The organism is Mumia zhuanghuii, assembly GCF_042681565.1.
GTDB lineage: Bacteria > Actinomycetota > Actinomycetes > Propionibacteriales > Nocardioidaceae > Mumia.
In genome coordinates this window covers 819,157-835,400 of sequence record NZ_JBHUFT010000008.1, presented here as the reverse complement: position 1 = coordinate 835,400, position 16,244 = coordinate 819,157, and the positions used below count along the sequence as shown (strand labels likewise).

Genomic DNA, 16,244 nt, shown 5'->3' with positions numbered 1-16,244 from the left:
TGACAGGCTGTGCCCATGTACTTCGTCGGCGTCGATCTCGCGTGGGGTGAGCGCAAGCCCACGGGCCTGGCAGTTCTCGACCCCGAAGGCCGGCTCGTGCACGTGTCGGCCGCTAAGACCGACGACGAGATCGCCACGGCGCTGGAGCCGTACATCGAGGGCGACTGCCTGGTCGCGATCGATGCGCCGCTCATCGTCACCAACCTCACGGGGAACCGACCCGCCGAGGCCGCGCTCAACCGCGACTTCGCCCGGTTCGACGCCGGCGCACATCCCTCCAACACGAGCAAGCCGGAGTTCGCCGAGAAGCCCCGCGGCGCACGCTTGGCGGCCCGCCTCGGACTGGACATGAACCCCCGCTCAGGCCGTCCGCGTCGCGCGATCGAGGTCTACCCGCATCCCGCGACGGTGGCGCTGTTCCGGCTCGGACGGACGTTGAAGTACAAGAACAAGCCCGGCCGCGACCTCGAACAGCTCCGCGCCGAGCTGGTGGTGCTGCTCGGACTCGTCGAGGGCCTGAGCGCCGCCGACCCGCGCATGGTCGTCGACACCCCCGAGGCGGGCGGCGCGTGGCGTGCACTACGCACGGCTGCGGAGTCGGCTGAGCGCAAGAGCGAGCTGCGCGTCGTGGAGGACCAGGTCGATGCGGTGCTGTGCGCGTACGTCGGACTCTTCGCGACCCGCCACCCGGACGAGGCCACGACGTACGGCGACTTCGAGACCGGCTACATCGTCACCCCGAGCCTCCCTGAGGGGCTGGTCCCAGCCCCTAGGGCGAAGCGGATCGTGGCGCCGACGCACGACCCACAGTCCGCGGTGCGCGAGTACGCCGAGCGGCAGCCTCGGCTGCAGGCCAGTGCTGACGAGTTCGTCCGCCTGGTGACGTCGATCCTCGACGACGCCGGCATCAACTACCTGACCGTGACCGGGCGGGCGAAGTCGGTCGCGTCGTTCGCCGACAAGGCGGGGCGCACGGTGGACGGGGTGCCCTTCTATGCCGACCCGTTGCGGGAGATCACCGACCAGATCGGACTCCGGGTCATCACTTACGTGCAGAGCGACGTCCAGGCCGTCGTTGACCTGCTGGACGACCAGGTCGTCGTCCACGACGACCGTGACATGGGTCGGGAGACGGCGAGCGAGGGCCGCTTCGGGTACGCCAGCCGGCACCTGCTGATCGGCCTCGACGAGGAGGGGACGGCACAGCATCCCGCCTTGGCCGGGCTGCGCGCGCAGGTCCAGGTCCGTACGGTGCTGCAGCACGCCTGGGCAGAGTTCGAGCACGACATCCGCTACAAGGGCACCGTCCCGGACGAGCACGTCCCCGACCTCGACCGGAGGTTCACCCTCGCGGCGGGGCTGCTGGAGCTCGCCGACCGGGAGTTCTCGACGATCCGGGAGAGACTCCACGGGTCGCTCAGCGACAGCGGGTCTGAGGAGACCCACGAGGACCCGCGCATCACCCCGCGCGAGCTCGCAGCGTTCCTGGCTGGCCAGTATCCCGATGCCGGATGGTCACGGACCGACCACTACGACTGGATCTCCGAGCTGCTCCTCGAGCTGGGGATCACATCGCTGCGCGAGCTCGGCGAGGTCCTTCGCTCGGTCGACTCCGACGCCCTCGCCGAGCGGATGGGCTACCGCTATCCGCCCGGTGCGGTCCGACGGCTCGATGACGCCCTGTTGTGGGTCCACGGTGATCAGTACGTCGCCCTGCAGTCGAACGCGCACCGCGTGCCCTCGCTGCGGGCCAGGCTCGCCAAGATGCGCGCCACGGGGCCGCACTTGGAAAGCACGGCGACCTGAGGCCCTAGCCCAGCAGGCCGAGGACCAGCGCAGCGTCGCGGCGTCGGACGCGTCAAAGACCTGCAGCTCCGCGACGGTGTAGGAGCCCACGACCTGCAGGGCCGTCGCGACGAGCCCGGTCCACACCGCCGTACGCATCCTCGCCTGAAGGGCTCCCGCGAGAAGGCGGTCGTCAGCCAGGGACTCACGGCGTTGACGAGCGCAGCCACGGGAAGTCGAGGCTCGCGGTCACAGCCCGGAACTAGCGCGCGGACACCGGTTTTCCCGCACCCGGCTCGCGAAGCGGCGGACAAGTGAACCCTCTCTCGATTCTCCCATTCTGGAGCGGCACACCAAAGGCGCAGGCTCACCCTGCAAATCAAGGGCTGACACAGGGTTGCGTGATGTGCCTCACATCCCTATGTTAATGAGAAATCACATCACTGATGGATGGCTGCGGGTGCCGAAGTGGCCTGTACGAACACGGGCGCGGCGATGCCCATCCTCGTCGGAAGCAGGTGGAGCACGTGGTCGACATCAACAGACGCGGCGTCTTGACTCTCGGAGCCGCGCTCGGACTAGCAACGGTCGTCAACCCCTCTGCGGCATGGTCGTGGTCACCAGCCGCGTCCATCGCCGGCACCGGGGCAGGCGTCGATCCTCAGTGGGTCTGGGACGACGACATCGACCGGATCATGGCGTCGGTCATCGACAACGGTCAGGTCCCGGCGGTCAACAACGCGATCGGCCCCTGGGTCAACAACAACCATCCGATCCCCAGCGGCCTCCCGCCGGAGCTCGCGGCCTTCCTGACGGACTCCGCAAAGCTCCCGACCTGGGCCAACATGACGAAGCTGCGGCGCGCAGCCGACTTCAACCGCCGCAAGGACTCCTACCTGTTCTTCATCTACGGGATCGGCGGCGGCATCATGAGCACCGTCATCCCGCGAGAGGCCAGGTCGGTCTACTGGTCCAAGGGCGGCGCCGACATGCAGGACCGCGCGGCGAAGACGTTCACCTTTGGGTACGACCTGAGCGACCTCAACGCCTTCGAACCGAGCGGCCAGTTCCTGGTCACCTCGAACAAGACCCGGATGGTGCACGCGGCCGTCCGCCACATGCTCCCGCAGTCGCCGTACTGGAAGGCCGTTGCGGACGAGCAGATCCCGATCAGCAACGCCGACATCCTCGTCACCTTCCACAGCACCGGCACGTTCGCCCACAAGAAGATGAAGGAGTGGGGCGTCCGGATGTCGGCCGCCGACGAGGAGGCCTTCCTCCACTCCTGGCAGGTCGCCCTGCACATGCTCGGCGTGCGAGACGAATACATCCCGGCCACGTGGGCCGCCGCGCACGCCCAGGCGGCGCAGGTGCTCACGCCGATCCTGGCACCCACCCCTGAGGGCAAGGTGCTTGCCGAGGTCCTCCTAGGCCTCACGGCACAGATCGATCTCGGGGTCACGCGCGGATTCCTCAACGAGTTCGCGCGCTATCAGCTCGGCAACGACATCGGCGACTGGCTCGGGCTCAAGCGGGACTACGTCTCGGCGGGAGTGATCAAGGCCGGCTGGCCGGCGTACGTCGCCTTCCGCGAGGGCCTGATCCCGATCATGCCGACGACGTTCCGCGTGTTCGACCAGTTCATCAAGGCGATCGCCATGGCGTTCCTCAACAACGGAGGGTCCGGGACCACCACGCCCATCACCATTCCCGACATGAACCGACCTGGCGTCTGAGGCGCCCCGACAGGTGGGTCCGAGCACTCGCTCGGGCCCACCTGTCTGTCTCGGCTACGCCTCGGGCCGCCACCCCAGGGCACTGACCATCAGCGCGGTGACGGCGCTGCGGTGGTCTGGCGTGTCCTCCCAGCGCAGCCTGCGTCCGGCCTCCACCACGACCCCGAACCCGGCGTGGACCAGCACTCGGGCCTGCCTGTCGTTGAGATCTGGCCGTACGGCCCTCAGCTGCTGCTCCCAGATCGCGATGTGGTCGCGCTGTGCGAGGACGAGCGGCCGCTGAAGCCCGGCGGGCAGGCCGGCGAGCTCGGCCTCGGCGACGCTGGTGAGCGCCCGGTGCTCGAAGCTGTACGCCACGTACGTCGCTGCCAGGGCGACCACAGCATCGTGCGGGTCGGGGCAACCCATCAGCGCCTGGTCGACGGCCTGGGACAGCAGCCCGGCGGCCTGGAGGCACGCCGCAGCCAGGATGTCGACCTTGCCGGGATAGTGGCGGTAGATCGCCGAGGGTGCGATCCCGACGACCTCGGCGATCCGGCCCAGCGTCACGTGAGCAAAGCCGTCGCGCTCGAACAACGGGATGGCAGCAGCCAAGATCTCGGCCCGCCGGGTCCGGGGCACCGGCTGCGCAGGAACACCGACCGACGACTCGGTGACAGCGCGAGACGGCTCGGTCGCCACCACCCTCAAGGCAGCGTCGACGAGCAGCTCCTCTGCACGCGAGGGTGAGATGCGCGTGCGGTGCATGGTGATCGAGCCGATGGCGCCGAGCGCGGCGGCGGCGCGCACGTCCGCGTCGGAGGCACCCGACTCGACTCGCACCTCCTCGGCGACCCGGCCGACGACGTACGCGAACTTTCGCCTGAGCACCCGTCGATCGTCCGGATTCAGGTAGCGCGCCTCCCAGCGATACACGCCACCCGTGGCCCGGTGCGCAATCGTCACGCGGGTCGCGGCGGTGAACAGCTCCTCGAGGCTCGCCTCGGACGACAGCTCCTCGAGCGCCTCGAGCAGTCCGTCCGCCATGAAGGTCACGCACTCGGCGAACAGCGTGTACTTGTTAGGGAAGTGGCGATAGAGCGCGGGTGCTGTGATGCCGACCCTGTCGGCGATCTCCTCCATGGACGCGGCGTAGTAGCCCCGCTCGTTGAAGACCCGGCCCGCGGCGTCGATGATGAGCTGCCGCCGGTTCCGCGGGCGCGTCGGCGCGGCCGCCGCCTGCGAAGGTGCGTGGGCACCGGCGGCGTACCGCCCCGTACGCCCCGGCAGCAGTTCCATGTCGCCCAGTCAATCACCTGGCCGACCACACCGACCACATAACGGACGGGTTGTCCGCAGCTGCGCCGATGACGGTGTCGTCGTCGGGTGACAGCGTCAAGAATGCGTCAGTACGCGTCAGCAAGTCGTGTGGACGGCAGAAACCGACCGCGGACGCAGGCACGGTACGGAGGTGAACAGATACGCCGATGTCGATGCTCTCCTGCGCAGCACCAGCCACGCCTTCCACGACGCGGTTCGCGCCGCCCTGACCGCCGATCGGGACCACGCGGACGCCGTCCTCGCCGGTCCGCAGGCGCCCACCTCGCAGACTTGATCGACGAGCTCGCCCGAGAGGTCACCCTCGGCAGTGCCGAGCCAGCCGGCCCCTGGCTCACCCTCGAGCTGTCGGTGCTGCTCCAGACCGGCGACCGGCGGTTCCGGCAGCTGCTGGACGCAGGGCCCACGGGCGATCTCGGCTGTGCAGCCGCGCTCTTCGAGGTGGTCGACCACTCCACCAGAGACCAGTCCCCTCTCGCCGCGCTGTCCGGAGCGTTGGCGACGGCACTGCTCCAGGTGTCGCGACAGGCTGCCGCTGCGTGACAGCCCGCGCCGGAGTGTCAGAGGTGATCCGGCACCGTCAGCGCATCGGGGTCCGAGCGCGGCGGGACGCACGAGAGCGCGACCTGCACCAGCGCGGTGCGCGTCCTCAGCAACGCCTTGCGTCGAATCCCACGCTCGTCGCCGAGCCGCTCCTCGACGGCCGCCACGATCTGCTCCTCGGTGAACGTCGGCCGGGTGCCCGCCTCGACCTCGACGTCCGGCAGGCTGATCAGCACCGGCAGCACCTGGTCTCCGAGACCGCTCATCAGCTGATAGCGCTCGTACCGCGAGAGCGCATTCCACGCCTCGTCGACATCGCGCCGCCCCTTGCGCACGTCCTTGTCCTGTGCGGCCATCACGGTCTTCGCCACCCCGGTGACAGCCGCGGTCAGCTCGTGCTCGGTGAACCTCATGGACAGATCATGCCCGGACGTCAGCGCGCCCCGAACAGCCGCTCCGTTGCTCGGGAGTCGGCGTACTCCTCGAACCTCGCGATCTTGCCCTCGCGCAGCGTGACGACGAGGCAGGACGGGATGCGCACCGGGGCACCGTCGGCGTTCGTCCCGACCGCCACCGACTGCAGGACCCACCCGCCGTCGAAGACCTTCACCCGTACGTCCTCGACGCGGAGGTCCGCTCCTGCCTGCTCCTGTCGCGTCCGGGAGGGGGTCTGCTCGATCTCCGCCTCCCGCTCCCCGATGTTGTGCCACGTGCTCACCCCCGCGGCGTAGACGTCGTCGTCCGCCCGGCGGCCGGCGAGGAAGGCGGGGAGCCAGCGGCGGGCGAGGGCGGCCGCGCGGTCGACGCCTTCGGACGTCGGTATCTCGATCACAGGAAGGCTGTCCTCACGCATACGAAACACGTCTGTAACGCGGCGATGTCACCATGTTGGCGATTCTCCCCCCGGCGGGACGTCGACGTCCCGCCAATGCAGGACAACTGCACACAGACGCTGAGGAGCGGACCGCCCCCGTTTGCTCCTCAGCTACGAACGGCCCCGGAATCCCCCGATCCGGGGCCGTTCTCCGTGCTGGGCGTGCAGCGGGGCAGCACGACTACGGCGTGGTGATCGGAGCCTGGAGCATGCCAGCGATCGCGTCGCACAAGAACGTACCGGCCTCCGCCCAGAGCGCCGGCACGTCAGACGTCGCCGCACGGGCCTCGATATCGGCACAGGCCGTGCTGACGACGTGGGTCATCAGCTTCGCTCGTGCGTCGACGATCGACCGGTCGAGATGTGCCAGCCGGTCGGCGGCCGACGCGGTGATCTGCGAGGAGCTGCCTGCACTGGTACGCACCAAGGGCCCAACGGTGGGGTCGTGGATGGCCTGGTCCAGGAACCGCGCCCGCCACGAGGGGGCGGGAAGCGTGGCGAGCACGTCGGTGAGCGGGATGACCAGGGCTCGGATGTCGCCGAGCAGCGAGTCCGACTTCGCGAACATGGACTGCTGGGCGGGCTCGACGGCGGCACGGTGCCGATCCAGCAACGCCTGGAGGAGCCCCGTACGACCACCGAAGTAGTAGTGGACCGCGGAGTGGTTGCTGTTCCCCGCAGCTTCGGCGACATGGCGGTCGGAGACGGTGTGGACCCCGTGCTCGGCGAAGAGGCGTTCGGCGGCGTCCAGGAGGTGGTTCCGGGCGTCAGGACGTGGCATCGCACTCTTTCGCTTCAGCTTTGTGACGGGCGACTCACGGTATCGCCTCACCATAATAAGCCATGTGACTTAAAGTAGGTCCACGGCCTACTTCCGGGCCGACCGCCTCTCGAGGAGATGACCTTGGCGTCCAGCGTCGACCCAGCACCCCCGGCTCCCACTGATCCGGCGGCGAAGTACCCACCCCCGCCGCCGGAGACACCGGCGGAGCGCAAGGGCCGGCTCGTCGCGCTCTTCGTGATGCCGTTCCTGATCGTGACCATGATGTACGCGACGTACATGGGCACCATGCACAGCCCGCACGCCCGAGACCTTCCGGTCGCCGTCGTGGGCGTGGGCGCGGGCGTCCAGCAGTTCGCGGACGACCTCCAGGAGAGCTCCGGCGACGCACTCGAGGTGCGCACGGTGGACACGCTGCCCGAGGCTCAGGAGCTCATCCGCGACCAGGAGATCACGGGGGCGATCGAGGTCCCCGTCGCCGGCGCGAGTGCGACCATCCATCGCGCCATGGCCGCCGGCGCGTCCCAGGCGAGCCTCGTCGACAAGGCGCTGACGCCCGCCGCGGTCGCGGAGGGCTGGCAGGTCGAGACGGTCGACGTGGTGCCACTGGCCGACGGCGACGGATCTGGCACCCTCGTGCTCTTCGCGGCGATGGGGATGATGCTGGCGGGATACGTTCCGCTGAGCACGCTCCTGTCCGGCCTGCCGAACCTGCTGCGGCTGCGCCGGTTCCTCCCCCTCGCGCTCGGCTGGGGCGCATTCACCAGCTCCCTGATCTGGCTGATCCTCGGCCCGATCGTCGGTGCCGTCGACGGCCACTACCCGCTGTTCCTCGGGATCGGCACGCTGGCGGTCACCGCAGTCGGCGTCACGCAGCTGATGTTCACCAAGGTGCTCGGTCCGTTCGCGGTCCTGCTCGGCATGCTGCTCTGGGTCGTGTTCGGGATGCCGGCGTCCAACCTGGCCATGTCGATCCACTCGATGCCCGAGATGTTCCAGTGGCTGCACGGCGTACTCCCACTGCCTGCTGCAGGGGAGGCACTGCGCTCGGTCCTCTACTTCGGCGGCGCCGGAGTCTGGAAGCACGTCGTCACCCTCGCCGTGTGGCTGGTCGCCGCGCTCCTCCTTGCCGCGCTCAAGGAGCGTCGATCCGGCGAGCTCATCATCGCCGGCCCGCTCTACACGGCTCCAGACGCGCCACTGCCTGCCCTGCCAGGAGGGCCCGTCGCGCGCTACCGCACCCGTCTCGTCGCGGCCCTCATGTTTCCCCTCACGATCGTCGTGACGGTCGTGACGATGATGAGCTTCTCGATGCACGAGCCGGACGTGAACGACCTCCCAGTGGCGGTGGTCGCAGCGCATGCCCAGGCCGAGCAGCTCGTGGCAGGACTGGAGCCGGAGCTCGGCGAGTACGTCGACCTCAGCATCGTCGAAGATCGCGACGAGGCGGCCGACCTCCTCCGCGGCCAGGAGATCGTGGCCGCGTACGTGCTGCCCCAGGCGGCCGGAGAGAGCCCCACGCTCGTCACCGCCGGCGGCGCCGGCGCCAGCCAGCAGACCGTCGTCACCCAGATGTTCACCCCGATCGCCGCAGCCAGCGGCAGCGAGCTCGCGCTCGAGGACGTCGCACCGCTCTCGGAGAACGACGTCAACGGCAGCAACAGCCTCTACGTCGGCATGGGCTGGATCATGGCCGGGTTCCTCTTCTTCGCCGTCATGCGCGGCGGGGCACCCGACCTCACTCGGACCCGGCAGCTCCTCCCGCTCGTCGCGGGCTGGTCGGTCGGCATCTCGGTCTGGCTGTGGTTCCTCTTCGACGTCCTGATCGGAGCAGTCAACGGACACGCCCTCGAGATGATCGGCTACGGCTCACTGACCGTGTTCGCCGTCGCATGGGCCAGTGCCGTGCTCACGCGGACGCTCGGGCTGTTCGGACTGATCCCGGTGATGATCGTGGTGATGCTCGCCGGAGTGCCCGCGTCGGGTGGCGGTCTGTCCCTCTACATGGTTCCTGAGTTCTTCAGGCCCCTCGCAGACATCCTGCCGCTGCCGGCCGCGGTCGACCTCGCCCGATCGGTGGTCTATCTCGACGGCACCGGGGTCGGAGGCAACCTGTTGGTCCTCGGGATCTGGGGCGTCGTCGGTCTGCTGCTCAACCTGCTCGTCGTCGACCCGTGGCTGAGCCGGAAGAATGCCCAGCCGCCAGCCCCCCTCGGCCCGAAGTACACGCCTGAGCGCGGGAGCAAGCAGAAGCCGGTCAGCCGTGACGAGGACGGCGACAAGGAGCGCGACGCCTTGGCACCGGTAGGTGCTTCGCCCGTGGGGACAGCCTGACCACAGGAGCACCCCCGCCGAGGCGATGACGTGCCCGCCCGGTAGGCTTCCTCAGAGCCAGAACGACGACATGTCGCTGAGTGAAGGGTCCGCCCCACCTCAGCCTTGAACGGCCTCGGATTTCCCCCGATCCGGGGTCGTTCGCCGTTCCACGGGCACCGCACGGACGGTCCGCAGGGCCTCGATCCAGTCCGGGTTCCTCGCGTACCAGGAGTGTCCGAGAATCTCCGAGACCGCACCATCCTGCATCGCAGAGTCGTACGCGACCGGGTCGGCGAGCCGCCAGTCCGCACCGCACCGCCTGGTCTGATGCTCGCCTGCGTACGTATCGGGCCTAGCACCGTCGTACGGGGCCGGGAAGTGCCACGACATGGCTGGCGGGCGGCCCTCGTGTCCGCTCGTGTCGATCTCGCGCCGCCACGACAGCACCGGCCCCGCGAGCTGGTCGGTGACGCGGTAGAGGTTGATCCACGCGCCGTTCATCCGGTCGTACAGCCACGCGATCGACGCGAAGCTCACGTACTCGGGGAAGGCCCGCGGGAAGATCACCCGCAGCTGCGAGCCGAACGTCAGCAGCGCGATCCGCTCGCGCTCGGCCTGCGAGAGCGTGGTCAGCGTCGCGAAGCTCAGGAGGCTCCCCTGGCTGTGTCCGCACAGCACGATCGCACGCTCGTCGTCGCGGGCCGGGTGCCGCGCGAGGTGCCAACGCAACCGCGCCCGCAGGTCGGCGATGCTGCGCTGCGAGTACGGACGGGGCGCGAACGGGTGGACCGCGTGCGGCCAGAAGCCCAGCACGTCCCACGCAACGTTGAGGCCGCGGCGCTTGCCTTCCTGCGCGACGGCCTTCCGGCTCGCGGCGAGCAGCACGCCCGCAGCGCCCAGCAGCACCCACGCACCGAAGAGCGCGACGACGTTGGACCGGGCGAGACCACCCTCGGCGATCACGAACTTCGGCTGGCTCGCGAGGTCGAACAGACCCCAGGCCTCGCGGCACTGGTCGATCTCACTGGCGTTGCGGCACGGCCACAGCTCCCAGGCCAGCACACCGGCGAGCACCATCCCGAAGAGGACGAACGCGACGCACGAGGGTCCGATGGCGTTCTTGAGGCGCGCGACGTGCACGGCCTTGCGGACACGCTTCTGCCAGCGTTCCGCAAGGAGCGGATGGCCCGCCCCCCCGTACATGGCCTGGACGCGATCGTCTACGGCGTGCCGGATCTTCGGCCACATCCGCCAGACGAACAGCGTCAGCGCGATCAGCACGAAGACGACCACGTTCAGACCCCACGCGTACGCGACTCGGTCCAGCATCGGCGTGGTGCCGACGTTGAGGTCGCCCGCCATAGGCTCATCCGACGGCGACTGCGACAAGTTGAGCAGCGACGAGATGCCCGTGGTCACCGCTGCGGCGAACCCGACGCCGACGAATGTCCCGATGGTCGCGACGACCGATGCGGCCATGCCGCCGGCGTACGGCATGAACGCGCGCGCCGAGCTCCCCTTCGGCGGGCGCTCCCTCCACAGGGTCGCCACCAGGAGTGCATTGGCGAGGAGCAGGGCGACGAGGACGACGACCCCGATGACGAGCAGCCAGTTGGCGATGTAGTCGAACGACTCGGGCCGGTCGAAGACCTGGGTCCACTCGGTCGTGCTGATCCCGCTGGTGGTCGCGACGACGTAGACCAGCAGGGCGCCGCTCCCGACCACGAGCAACGGTGACACGACGCCCACCAGCCAGTGCCACGCCCGCCGTGCGCGCACGAGCGGCGCCGGAAGGCGGACGCTGCGTGCACTCTCGGGCTCGCCGAGCAGCGTCGCGAGCACCACCACGACGACCCACGAGACGATCGCCAGGCGGAGCGGTACGTCGTCGTGCCGCCACGCGGTCGGGTGCGGGGCCCACACGCCCATCGCGCACACCACCAGCCAGCCCGCGGCGAGGTGCAGGTCGCGGAGGATCGGCGCGTCGGAGTCACCGGCGTAGAACGCGTCGTCTGCCAGCGGCGTCGGCGCGGCGGCCGCCGGCGTGGGGCCGACCCGTGGGGTGCGCGTGCTCGGCGAGCGCACCAAGGTCCACCAACGCCCCATGCGTCCGCGTTCGTAGCCGCGCCCGAGGATCGGCAGCACGAACATCACGACACCGGTGAAAGCGGTAGCCGCGCCAACGACGACGTTGGGGTCGAGGTTGCCCAGGAGCCGCACCTGCGGCGCCCACCGCCACGCGAGGAGGTCGATGAGCACGAGCCCCGCGGAGAACGCGAACAGCGACGTCAGCAGGATCGCGAGCAAGCGCAACAGGCATCGGCACAGCCACTGGGCGAACGCGGCAAGACGGTGGTTGCCCACCGGCAGGAGCATGAACTGCGCGGCGTTGACCATCCCGAAGGGCAGCAGCACCAGCCACAGCGCCTTGACCTTGCTCCCCGAGGTGAGACGCCCCCAGTGGTAGGCCTCGAGAACCTGCCCGTCGTCGCCCGGAAGCTCCGCACCTGTCGCATCGGTGGAACGGAAGTAGCGCGACTCGTCGTCGCCGCCGACCTGGACGACGTGCGGGCGGTCGAGCATCGAGCCCGGCGGCGTCCCGCTGACCCCGTGCACCCGCAGCTCGACCCAACGGCCGGCATCGGTGTCGCCCACGCGGACCACCCCCTTCTCACGCGCAATCTAGACCCGCTGCAGGGTCCCGCCAGTCGTGCTTGTCCGTGTCGCCCGTGCCATCGTGAGACATGAGCTCGAGCACCCTGGACGTCGACGGTCGGTCGTTGAAGGTCAGCAACCTCGACAAAGTGCTCTATCCCGACGACAAGACGACCAAGTACGACGTCATCCGGTATGTCCTGTCCGTGGCCGAGCAGCTCCTGGCCCAGCTCGCCGACCGCCCGTGCACGCGCAAGCGCTGGCCCGACGGGGTCGAGGCCGACGCGTTCTTCGAGAAGAACGTCCCACGCGGAACGCCCGACTGGGTCCGTACGGTCGAGGTCGCCACGCCTGGGAGCTCCACGGGACGCGACTCGCTCGTCTTCCCGGTGGTCGAGCACCGGGCCGACCTCGTGTGGCTCGCGAACCTCGCGGCGCTGGAGCTGCACACGCCCCAGTGGACGGTGGGGCCACGTGGCGGGATCCGCGACGCTGACCGCCTGGTCATCGATCTCGACCCGGGCGCACCCGCCGGGCTGGAGGAAGCCGTACTCGTCGGCCATCTCGTACGCGACCGCCTGGAGGCAGACGGGTGGACGACCGTCCCGGTCACGAGCGGGAGCAAGGGGCTGCACCTGTACGCGTCGCACGGTCGCGAGTCGTCGCCCGATGCGCTGCGCGACTACGCCCGCGCGATCGCCGACGAGCTGTCCGGTGAGCACCCTGATCGCGTGCTCTCGGCGATGAGACGCTCTGACCGTACGGGCAAGGTGTTCTTGGACTGGAGCCAGAACGTGCGTGCCAAGACGACCGTCACGCCGTACTCGCTGCGCGGTCGGTCCCGTCCGTGGGTCGCGGCACCCCGGACGTGGGACGAGCTGGAGGACCCGCCGTCGGTGCGCCAGGTGCTGTACTCCGAGGTCGGCGACCGGCTCGAGCGGTACGGCGACCCGATGAAGGCGCTCATGGCGGGCTGAGGCAGTGGCCGCAGACGGCGGCTCAGTTCGTCACGGTGCGACGGCAGACCTCGTCCCACGGTGTCGGAGCCAGCCCGAGGGTGCGCTCGGCGTCGGAGGAGTCGAGCAGGTACGGGCGGGTCCGCTGGTAGTTCGTCTCGGCCAGCTCGCGCATCATCGGCACGAACCGCCCCATGGCGCGTACGCCGATGTCAGGGACCGTCCGGACCGGCACCGATCGTCGCCCGGCTGCCGCCATCACGTCGTCGAGCGCCTCCTGCTGACTCCGGGGTGGATTGCTCGGCACGTGCCAGACCCGACCGGCCAGCTCCGGTCGGTCGGAGAGGGCGATCTGCGTCCGCGCCACGTCACGCTCATCGGTCCACGAGTGCGGGAGGTCGGCGCGCCCGAGGGTCCACACCGGTCGCCCGCGCAAGGCGGTCGGGACCAGACGGGTGAGGACGCCGTTGGCGCCGACGTCCTTGCCGACGTAGTCCGAGCCGCGCACCTCCACCGCGCGCACGCGCCCGGCCTGGTGCGCCGCGAGCGCCTCGGCCCACATCCTGCCGCGCACCTTGCCTTTGGGATCGGTCGCGGCATCGGGCATCCCCTCGGTCATCGGCGCATCGACCGGCCCGTACGGATAGAGGTTGCCCGTGATCACGAGCAGGGCGCCCGACTTCTCGGTCGCCGCGAGCATCGATCCGGCGAGCGGCGGCCAGACCGTCGTCCAGGTCGTGTACGACGGGTTTGCACAGTTGTGGAGGGCGTCGGCACCGTCGACCGCGGTCAGGAGCACAGCCGCGTCCGAGGCGTCCGCCGCGACCGCTGTCGCGCCAGGGACGGCGGTGCCGCGCCGTGTCACGACGGTGACCCGAGAGCCGCGTTCGACGAGCTGGGCCGCCACCTCCCGGCCGACTGCCCCGGCTCCGACGATCACGTGGTGGTCCTGCATGATGATGTCCTTTCGATGGAGGAGAGCACTGCTCTCGTCTCACCGTACGACCTCGGCGGCCGATTGTCGAGAGCACTGCTCTCATCTATGGCATCCTAGAGTCCGTGCCGCCCACCGAACCAACCGGACGCAAGCGCCGCAGCCGTGATGAGACGGTCGCCGCGATCCTCCGCATCGCCCGCGACCACCTCGCCCAGACGCCTCCTGACGCCCTGTCCTTCCGCGCCATCGCCCGCGAGCTCGACCTCGTGTCGTCGGCCGTCTACCGCTACTTCCCCAGCCGTGATGCCCTCCTGACCGCCTTGCTCGTCGAGGTCTACGACGAGCTCGGCGTACACGTCGAGGCCGCCGATGCTGCGGTGCAGGACCGCTCGCGCACCGCGAAGCGCCTCGCGGCCTTCACCCATGCCATACGCGACTGGTCCCTCGCCCATCCCAACGACTACGCGCTGATCTACGGGACCCCAGTGCAGGGGTACGCCGCTCCAGAGGACACCGTGACGCCGGCACAGCGTGTCACGACCACGCTCGTCCGGATCGTCGCCGACTCATGGCGGGGACGCGCGGTGCCCGCTGGCGAGACGACGGGCACCACGCTCCGCGCGATCGTCGAGCCGGTCGACGTGTTCGTCGAGGACGCCACCGGCACGAGCCTTCCTGGCGAGGTGACGATGCGCACCCTGATGGCATGGACGACGATCTTCGGGACGGTGTCGTTCGAGCTCTGGGGTCACTACCCCGCCGAGCTGCCCACGTCGGCCTACATGGATGCCCTCATCGATCGCCTGGCGCGCGATCTCGGACTCAGCTGACCCCGCCGCGGCTCAGCGGGTGGCGGGAGTGCCCTGCAGCAGGCCGACGAGCCGGTCGGCCGTCGCGAGCAGGTCGGGCGCGGGCTCCAGGCGAGCGGCGCCGACGCTCCCGGCCGACTCGGACCACCCAGATCCCCCGACGAGGACCACGGGCCCCTCGCCTGCCGACGTCGCGATGGCGTCGACGACTCCCGAATCCGGAGCGTGGCTTGCCCACAGATAGACCGCGGCAGGTGTCACCCGTCGCAGCAGACCCGCGACGGCGTCGGCGGTGACCTCGAACCCGAGCGAGAGCACCGCGATGCCCTTGCCGGCCAGCGCCGCCTCGAGCGCGAGGAGCGCGAGCGACTCGGCCTCGGCGTCGACGGAGGCCAGGACGAGCGGTCGCGCTCCGACGTAGCGCGGCGCGTACGTCCTCGCGACCGAGCGCAGCTCCACCTCGAGCCGCTCCAGCGCGATGCGCTGCGACTCCACGCCGATGATGCCCGCCTCGACTCCGTCGCTGACCTCGCGCAACGCGGGCGCGAGGACGTTGACCCACGCCCCGAGGACGCCCCAGTCGCGTACGGCGTCGGCGAGGACCGTGGTCAGTCCGACGACGTCGAGGGCGGCGGCGCCGCCGACGATCCGCGTGACCGACTCGTCCGGCGTGGCGATGACGTGACCAGGGGCGTGGTAGAGCGGGTCGTCCGAGGCGAGCGCGGCGACGAGACCGCCCGCGTCGAGCGAGAGCGCGACCCGAGCGGCCGACTGCGCCGAGACACCGCTAGAGACGATCCGGTTCATCAGCTGGACGCGACGGATGTCGGTCTCGGTGTAGCGCCGGTGCCCGCCGCCGGTGCGCTGGCTCGGCCCGATGCCGTACCGGCGCTCCCACGTCCGCAGTGTGGGCGTCGCGATGCCCACACGCTCGGCGACCGCACCCACACCCCAGAGGAGCTCAGATTCGTCGCCCATGCTCGTCTCCAGCGCCGCCTCGAGCGGCTTGGTGGTCGGTAGTTCGTCGGAGTCCAGGGCAGTCGCCCCACTCTCGCCCTCGAAGGAGTATCTCGTCATCGAGTGTCGCGTGTGCACGTGCCTCCCGCCACACGGATCTTGTGCACTGAATCAGATTTGGATAAGTTCTGAACCAGTTGCATGCCGCGTTGATTCATAGGGGGTACCAACATGGCAAGCATTGCCCGCCTTCCAATGCCTCTGATGGAGGCGTACGAATGGCAGTACGAGGGAGCCTGTCGTGAGGCAGACCCCGAGACGTTCTTCTCTCCTGAGTCCGAGCGCGGCCCCCGTCGGCACGCTCGTGAGCACCTGGCCAAGACGTACTGCGCGCGTTGCGTGGTCCGTGACCAGTGCTTGCAGCACGCGCTCAAGGTGAAGGAGCCATATGGCGTCTGGGGAGGTCTCACCACAGGGGAACGTGCCGCTCTCCTCACGGGCGAGCGCACCGCAGGGTAAAGCAACACGAGATGGCCGGCCGGTCCCCGCAACCGGCCGGCCATGACCCGCCCGGGCGC

Annotated in this window: 15 protein-coding genes; 8 read left to right on the top strand and 7 right to left on the bottom strand. The window is 69.6% G+C overall.

Annotated features, from left to right (window positions below; translation table 11 throughout):
• Positions 1-15: 15 nt before the first annotated feature.
• Positions 16-1,806: a DUF429 domain-containing protein gene (locus tag ACFSDF_RS12440; protein ID WP_167008157.1), complete on the top strand. Its 1,791-nt coding sequence runs from the start codon at positions 16-18 to the stop codon at positions 1,804-1,806.
• 506 nt (positions 1,807-2,312) lie between these two features.
• Complete coding sequence (locus ACFSDF_RS12435) at positions 2,313-3,521, top strand: oxygenase MpaB family protein (RefSeq protein ID WP_167008154.1); 1,209 nt, start codon at positions 2,313-2,315, stop codon at positions 3,519-3,521.
• A gap of 54 nt (positions 3,522-3,575) precedes the next feature.
• Here ACFSDF_RS12435 and ACFSDF_RS12430 read toward each other — a convergent pair whose 3' ends face one another.
• Positions 3,576-4,799, bottom strand: a complete 1,224-nt coding sequence (locus tag ACFSDF_RS12430; RefSeq protein ID WP_167008151.1) for a TetR/AcrR family transcriptional regulator — start codon at positions 4,797-4,799, stop codon at positions 3,576-3,578.
• A 172-nt stretch (positions 4,800-4,971) separates the two neighbouring features.
• Here ACFSDF_RS12430 and ACFSDF_RS12425 point away from each other — a divergent pair, with 172 nt between their 5' ends.
• Positions 4,972-5,115: a hypothetical protein gene (locus ACFSDF_RS12425; protein ID WP_167008149.1), complete on the top strand. Its 144-nt coding sequence runs from the start codon at positions 4,972-4,974 to the stop codon at positions 5,113-5,115.
• Positions 5,112-5,381: a hypothetical protein gene (locus ACFSDF_RS12420; protein WP_167008146.1), complete on the top strand. Its 270-nt coding sequence runs from the start codon at positions 5,112-5,114 to the stop codon at positions 5,379-5,381. Before ACFSDF_RS12425 ends, ACFSDF_RS12420 begins: the two co-directional genes overlap by 4 nt.
• Before the next feature lie 17 nt (positions 5,382-5,398).
• Here the strand turns inward: ACFSDF_RS12420 and ACFSDF_RS12415 are convergent, their stop codons facing one another.
• The 3 genes from ACFSDF_RS12415 to ACFSDF_RS12405 all read right to left on the bottom strand — a co-directional run bounded on the left by ACFSDF_RS12415 (position 5,399) and on the right by ACFSDF_RS12405 (position 7,036).
• Positions 5,399-5,794 (bottom strand): hypothetical protein, encoded by a 396-nt coding sequence (locus ACFSDF_RS12415; protein WP_167008143.1) that lies wholly within the window; start codon positions 5,792-5,794, stop codon positions 5,399-5,401.
• Positions 5,795-5,814: 20 nt separating this feature from the next.
• Positions 5,815-6,234 (bottom strand): nuclear transport factor 2 family protein, encoded by a 420-nt coding sequence (locus tag ACFSDF_RS12410; RefSeq protein ID WP_167008140.1) that lies wholly within the window; start codon positions 6,232-6,234, stop codon positions 5,815-5,817.
• A 202-nt stretch (positions 6,235-6,436) separates the two neighbouring features.
• Complete coding sequence (locus ACFSDF_RS12405) at positions 6,437-7,036, bottom strand: TetR/AcrR family transcriptional regulator (protein WP_167008137.1); 600 nt, start codon at positions 7,034-7,036, stop codon at positions 6,437-6,439.
• A 123-nt stretch (positions 7,037-7,159) separates the two neighbouring features.
• Between ACFSDF_RS12405 and ACFSDF_RS12400 the strand changes: the two genes are divergently transcribed.
• Positions 7,160-9,370 carry an ABC transporter permease gene (locus ACFSDF_RS12400; RefSeq protein ID WP_377157701.1) on the top strand — a complete coding sequence of 737 codons (2,211 nt, stop codon included), beginning with the start codon at positions 7,160-7,162 and terminating at the stop codon, positions 9,368-9,370.
• Positions 9,371-9,469: 99 nt separating this feature from the next.
• On the opposite strand, the gene ACFSDF_RS12395 is transcribed toward ACFSDF_RS12400, so the two are convergent.
• Complete coding sequence (locus ACFSDF_RS12395; protein WP_167008131.1) at positions 9,470-12,007, bottom strand: hypothetical protein; 2,538 nt, start codon at positions 12,005-12,007, stop codon at positions 9,470-9,472.
• A gap of 89 nt (positions 12,008-12,096) precedes the next feature.
• On the opposite strand from ACFSDF_RS12395, the gene ligD reads away from it, so the two are divergent.
• Positions 12,097-12,984: a non-homologous end-joining DNA ligase gene (gene ligD / locus ACFSDF_RS12390; RefSeq protein WP_167008128.1), complete on the top strand. Its 888-nt coding sequence runs from the start codon at positions 12,097-12,099 to the stop codon at positions 12,982-12,984.
• A gap of 22 nt (positions 12,985-13,006) precedes the next feature.
• On the opposite strand, the gene ACFSDF_RS12385 is transcribed toward ligD, so the two are convergent.
• Complete coding sequence (locus ACFSDF_RS12385) at positions 13,007-13,918, bottom strand: NAD-dependent epimerase/dehydratase family protein (protein WP_377157699.1); 912 nt, start codon at positions 13,916-13,918, stop codon at positions 13,007-13,009.
• A 104-nt stretch (positions 13,919-14,022) separates the two neighbouring features.
• Between ACFSDF_RS12385 and ACFSDF_RS12380 the strand changes: the two genes are divergently transcribed.
• Complete coding sequence (locus tag ACFSDF_RS12380; protein WP_377157697.1) at positions 14,023-14,730, top strand: TetR/AcrR family transcriptional regulator; 708 nt, start codon at positions 14,023-14,025, stop codon at positions 14,728-14,730.
• Between the two features lie 12 nt (positions 14,731-14,742).
• Here ACFSDF_RS12380 and ACFSDF_RS12375 read toward each other — a convergent pair whose 3' ends face one another.
• The gene (locus tag ACFSDF_RS12375) at positions 14,743-15,786 is read right to left on the bottom strand and encodes a MerR family transcriptional regulator (protein ID WP_167251922.1); all 1,044 of its coding nucleotides are present in this window, start codon (positions 15,784-15,786) and stop codon (positions 14,743-14,745) included.
• Between the two features lie 111 nt (positions 15,787-15,897).
• On the opposite strand from ACFSDF_RS12375, the gene ACFSDF_RS12370 reads away from it, so the two are divergent.
• Positions 15,898-16,185, top strand: coding sequence for a WhiB family transcriptional regulator (locus ACFSDF_RS12370; protein WP_167008119.1), 288 nt, complete (start codon positions 15,898-15,900; stop codon positions 16,183-16,185).
• Positions 16,186-16,244 lie beyond the last annotated feature (59 nt).

Coding starts and splice junctions, on each gene's coding strand:
- ACFSDF_RS12440 (WP_167008157.1), top strand. CDS start 16: ATGTACTTCGTCGGCGTCGATCTCGCGTGGGGTGAGCGCAAGCCCACG.
- ACFSDF_RS12405 (WP_167008137.1), bottom strand. CDS start 7,036: ATGCCACGTCCTGACGCCCGGAACCACCTCCTGGACGCCGCCGAACGC.
- ACFSDF_RS12410 (WP_167008140.1), bottom strand. CDS start 6,234: ATGCGTGAGGACAGCCTTCCTGTGATCGAGATACCGACGTCCGAAGGC.
- ligD (WP_167008128.1), top strand. CDS start 12,097: ATGAGCTCGAGCACCCTGGACGTCGACGGTCGGTCGTTGAAGGTCAGC.
- ACFSDF_RS12430 (WP_167008151.1), bottom strand. CDS start 4,799: ATGGAACTGCTGCCGGGGCGTACGGGGCGGTACGCCGCCGGTGCCCAC.
- ACFSDF_RS12385 (WP_377157699.1), bottom strand. CDS start 13,918: ATGCAGGACCACCACGTGATCGTCGGAGCCGGGGCAGTCGGCCGGGAG.
- ACFSDF_RS12415 (WP_167008143.1), bottom strand. CDS start 5,794: ATGAGGTTCACCGAGCACGAGCTGACCGCGGCTGTCACCGGGGTGGCG.
- ACFSDF_RS12375 (WP_167251922.1), bottom strand. CDS start 15,786: ATGACGAGATACTCCTTCGAGGGCGAGAGTGGGGCGACTGCCCTGGAC.
- ACFSDF_RS12370 (WP_167008119.1), top strand. CDS start 15,898: ATGGCAAGCATTGCCCGCCTTCCAATGCCTCTGATGGAGGCGTACGAA.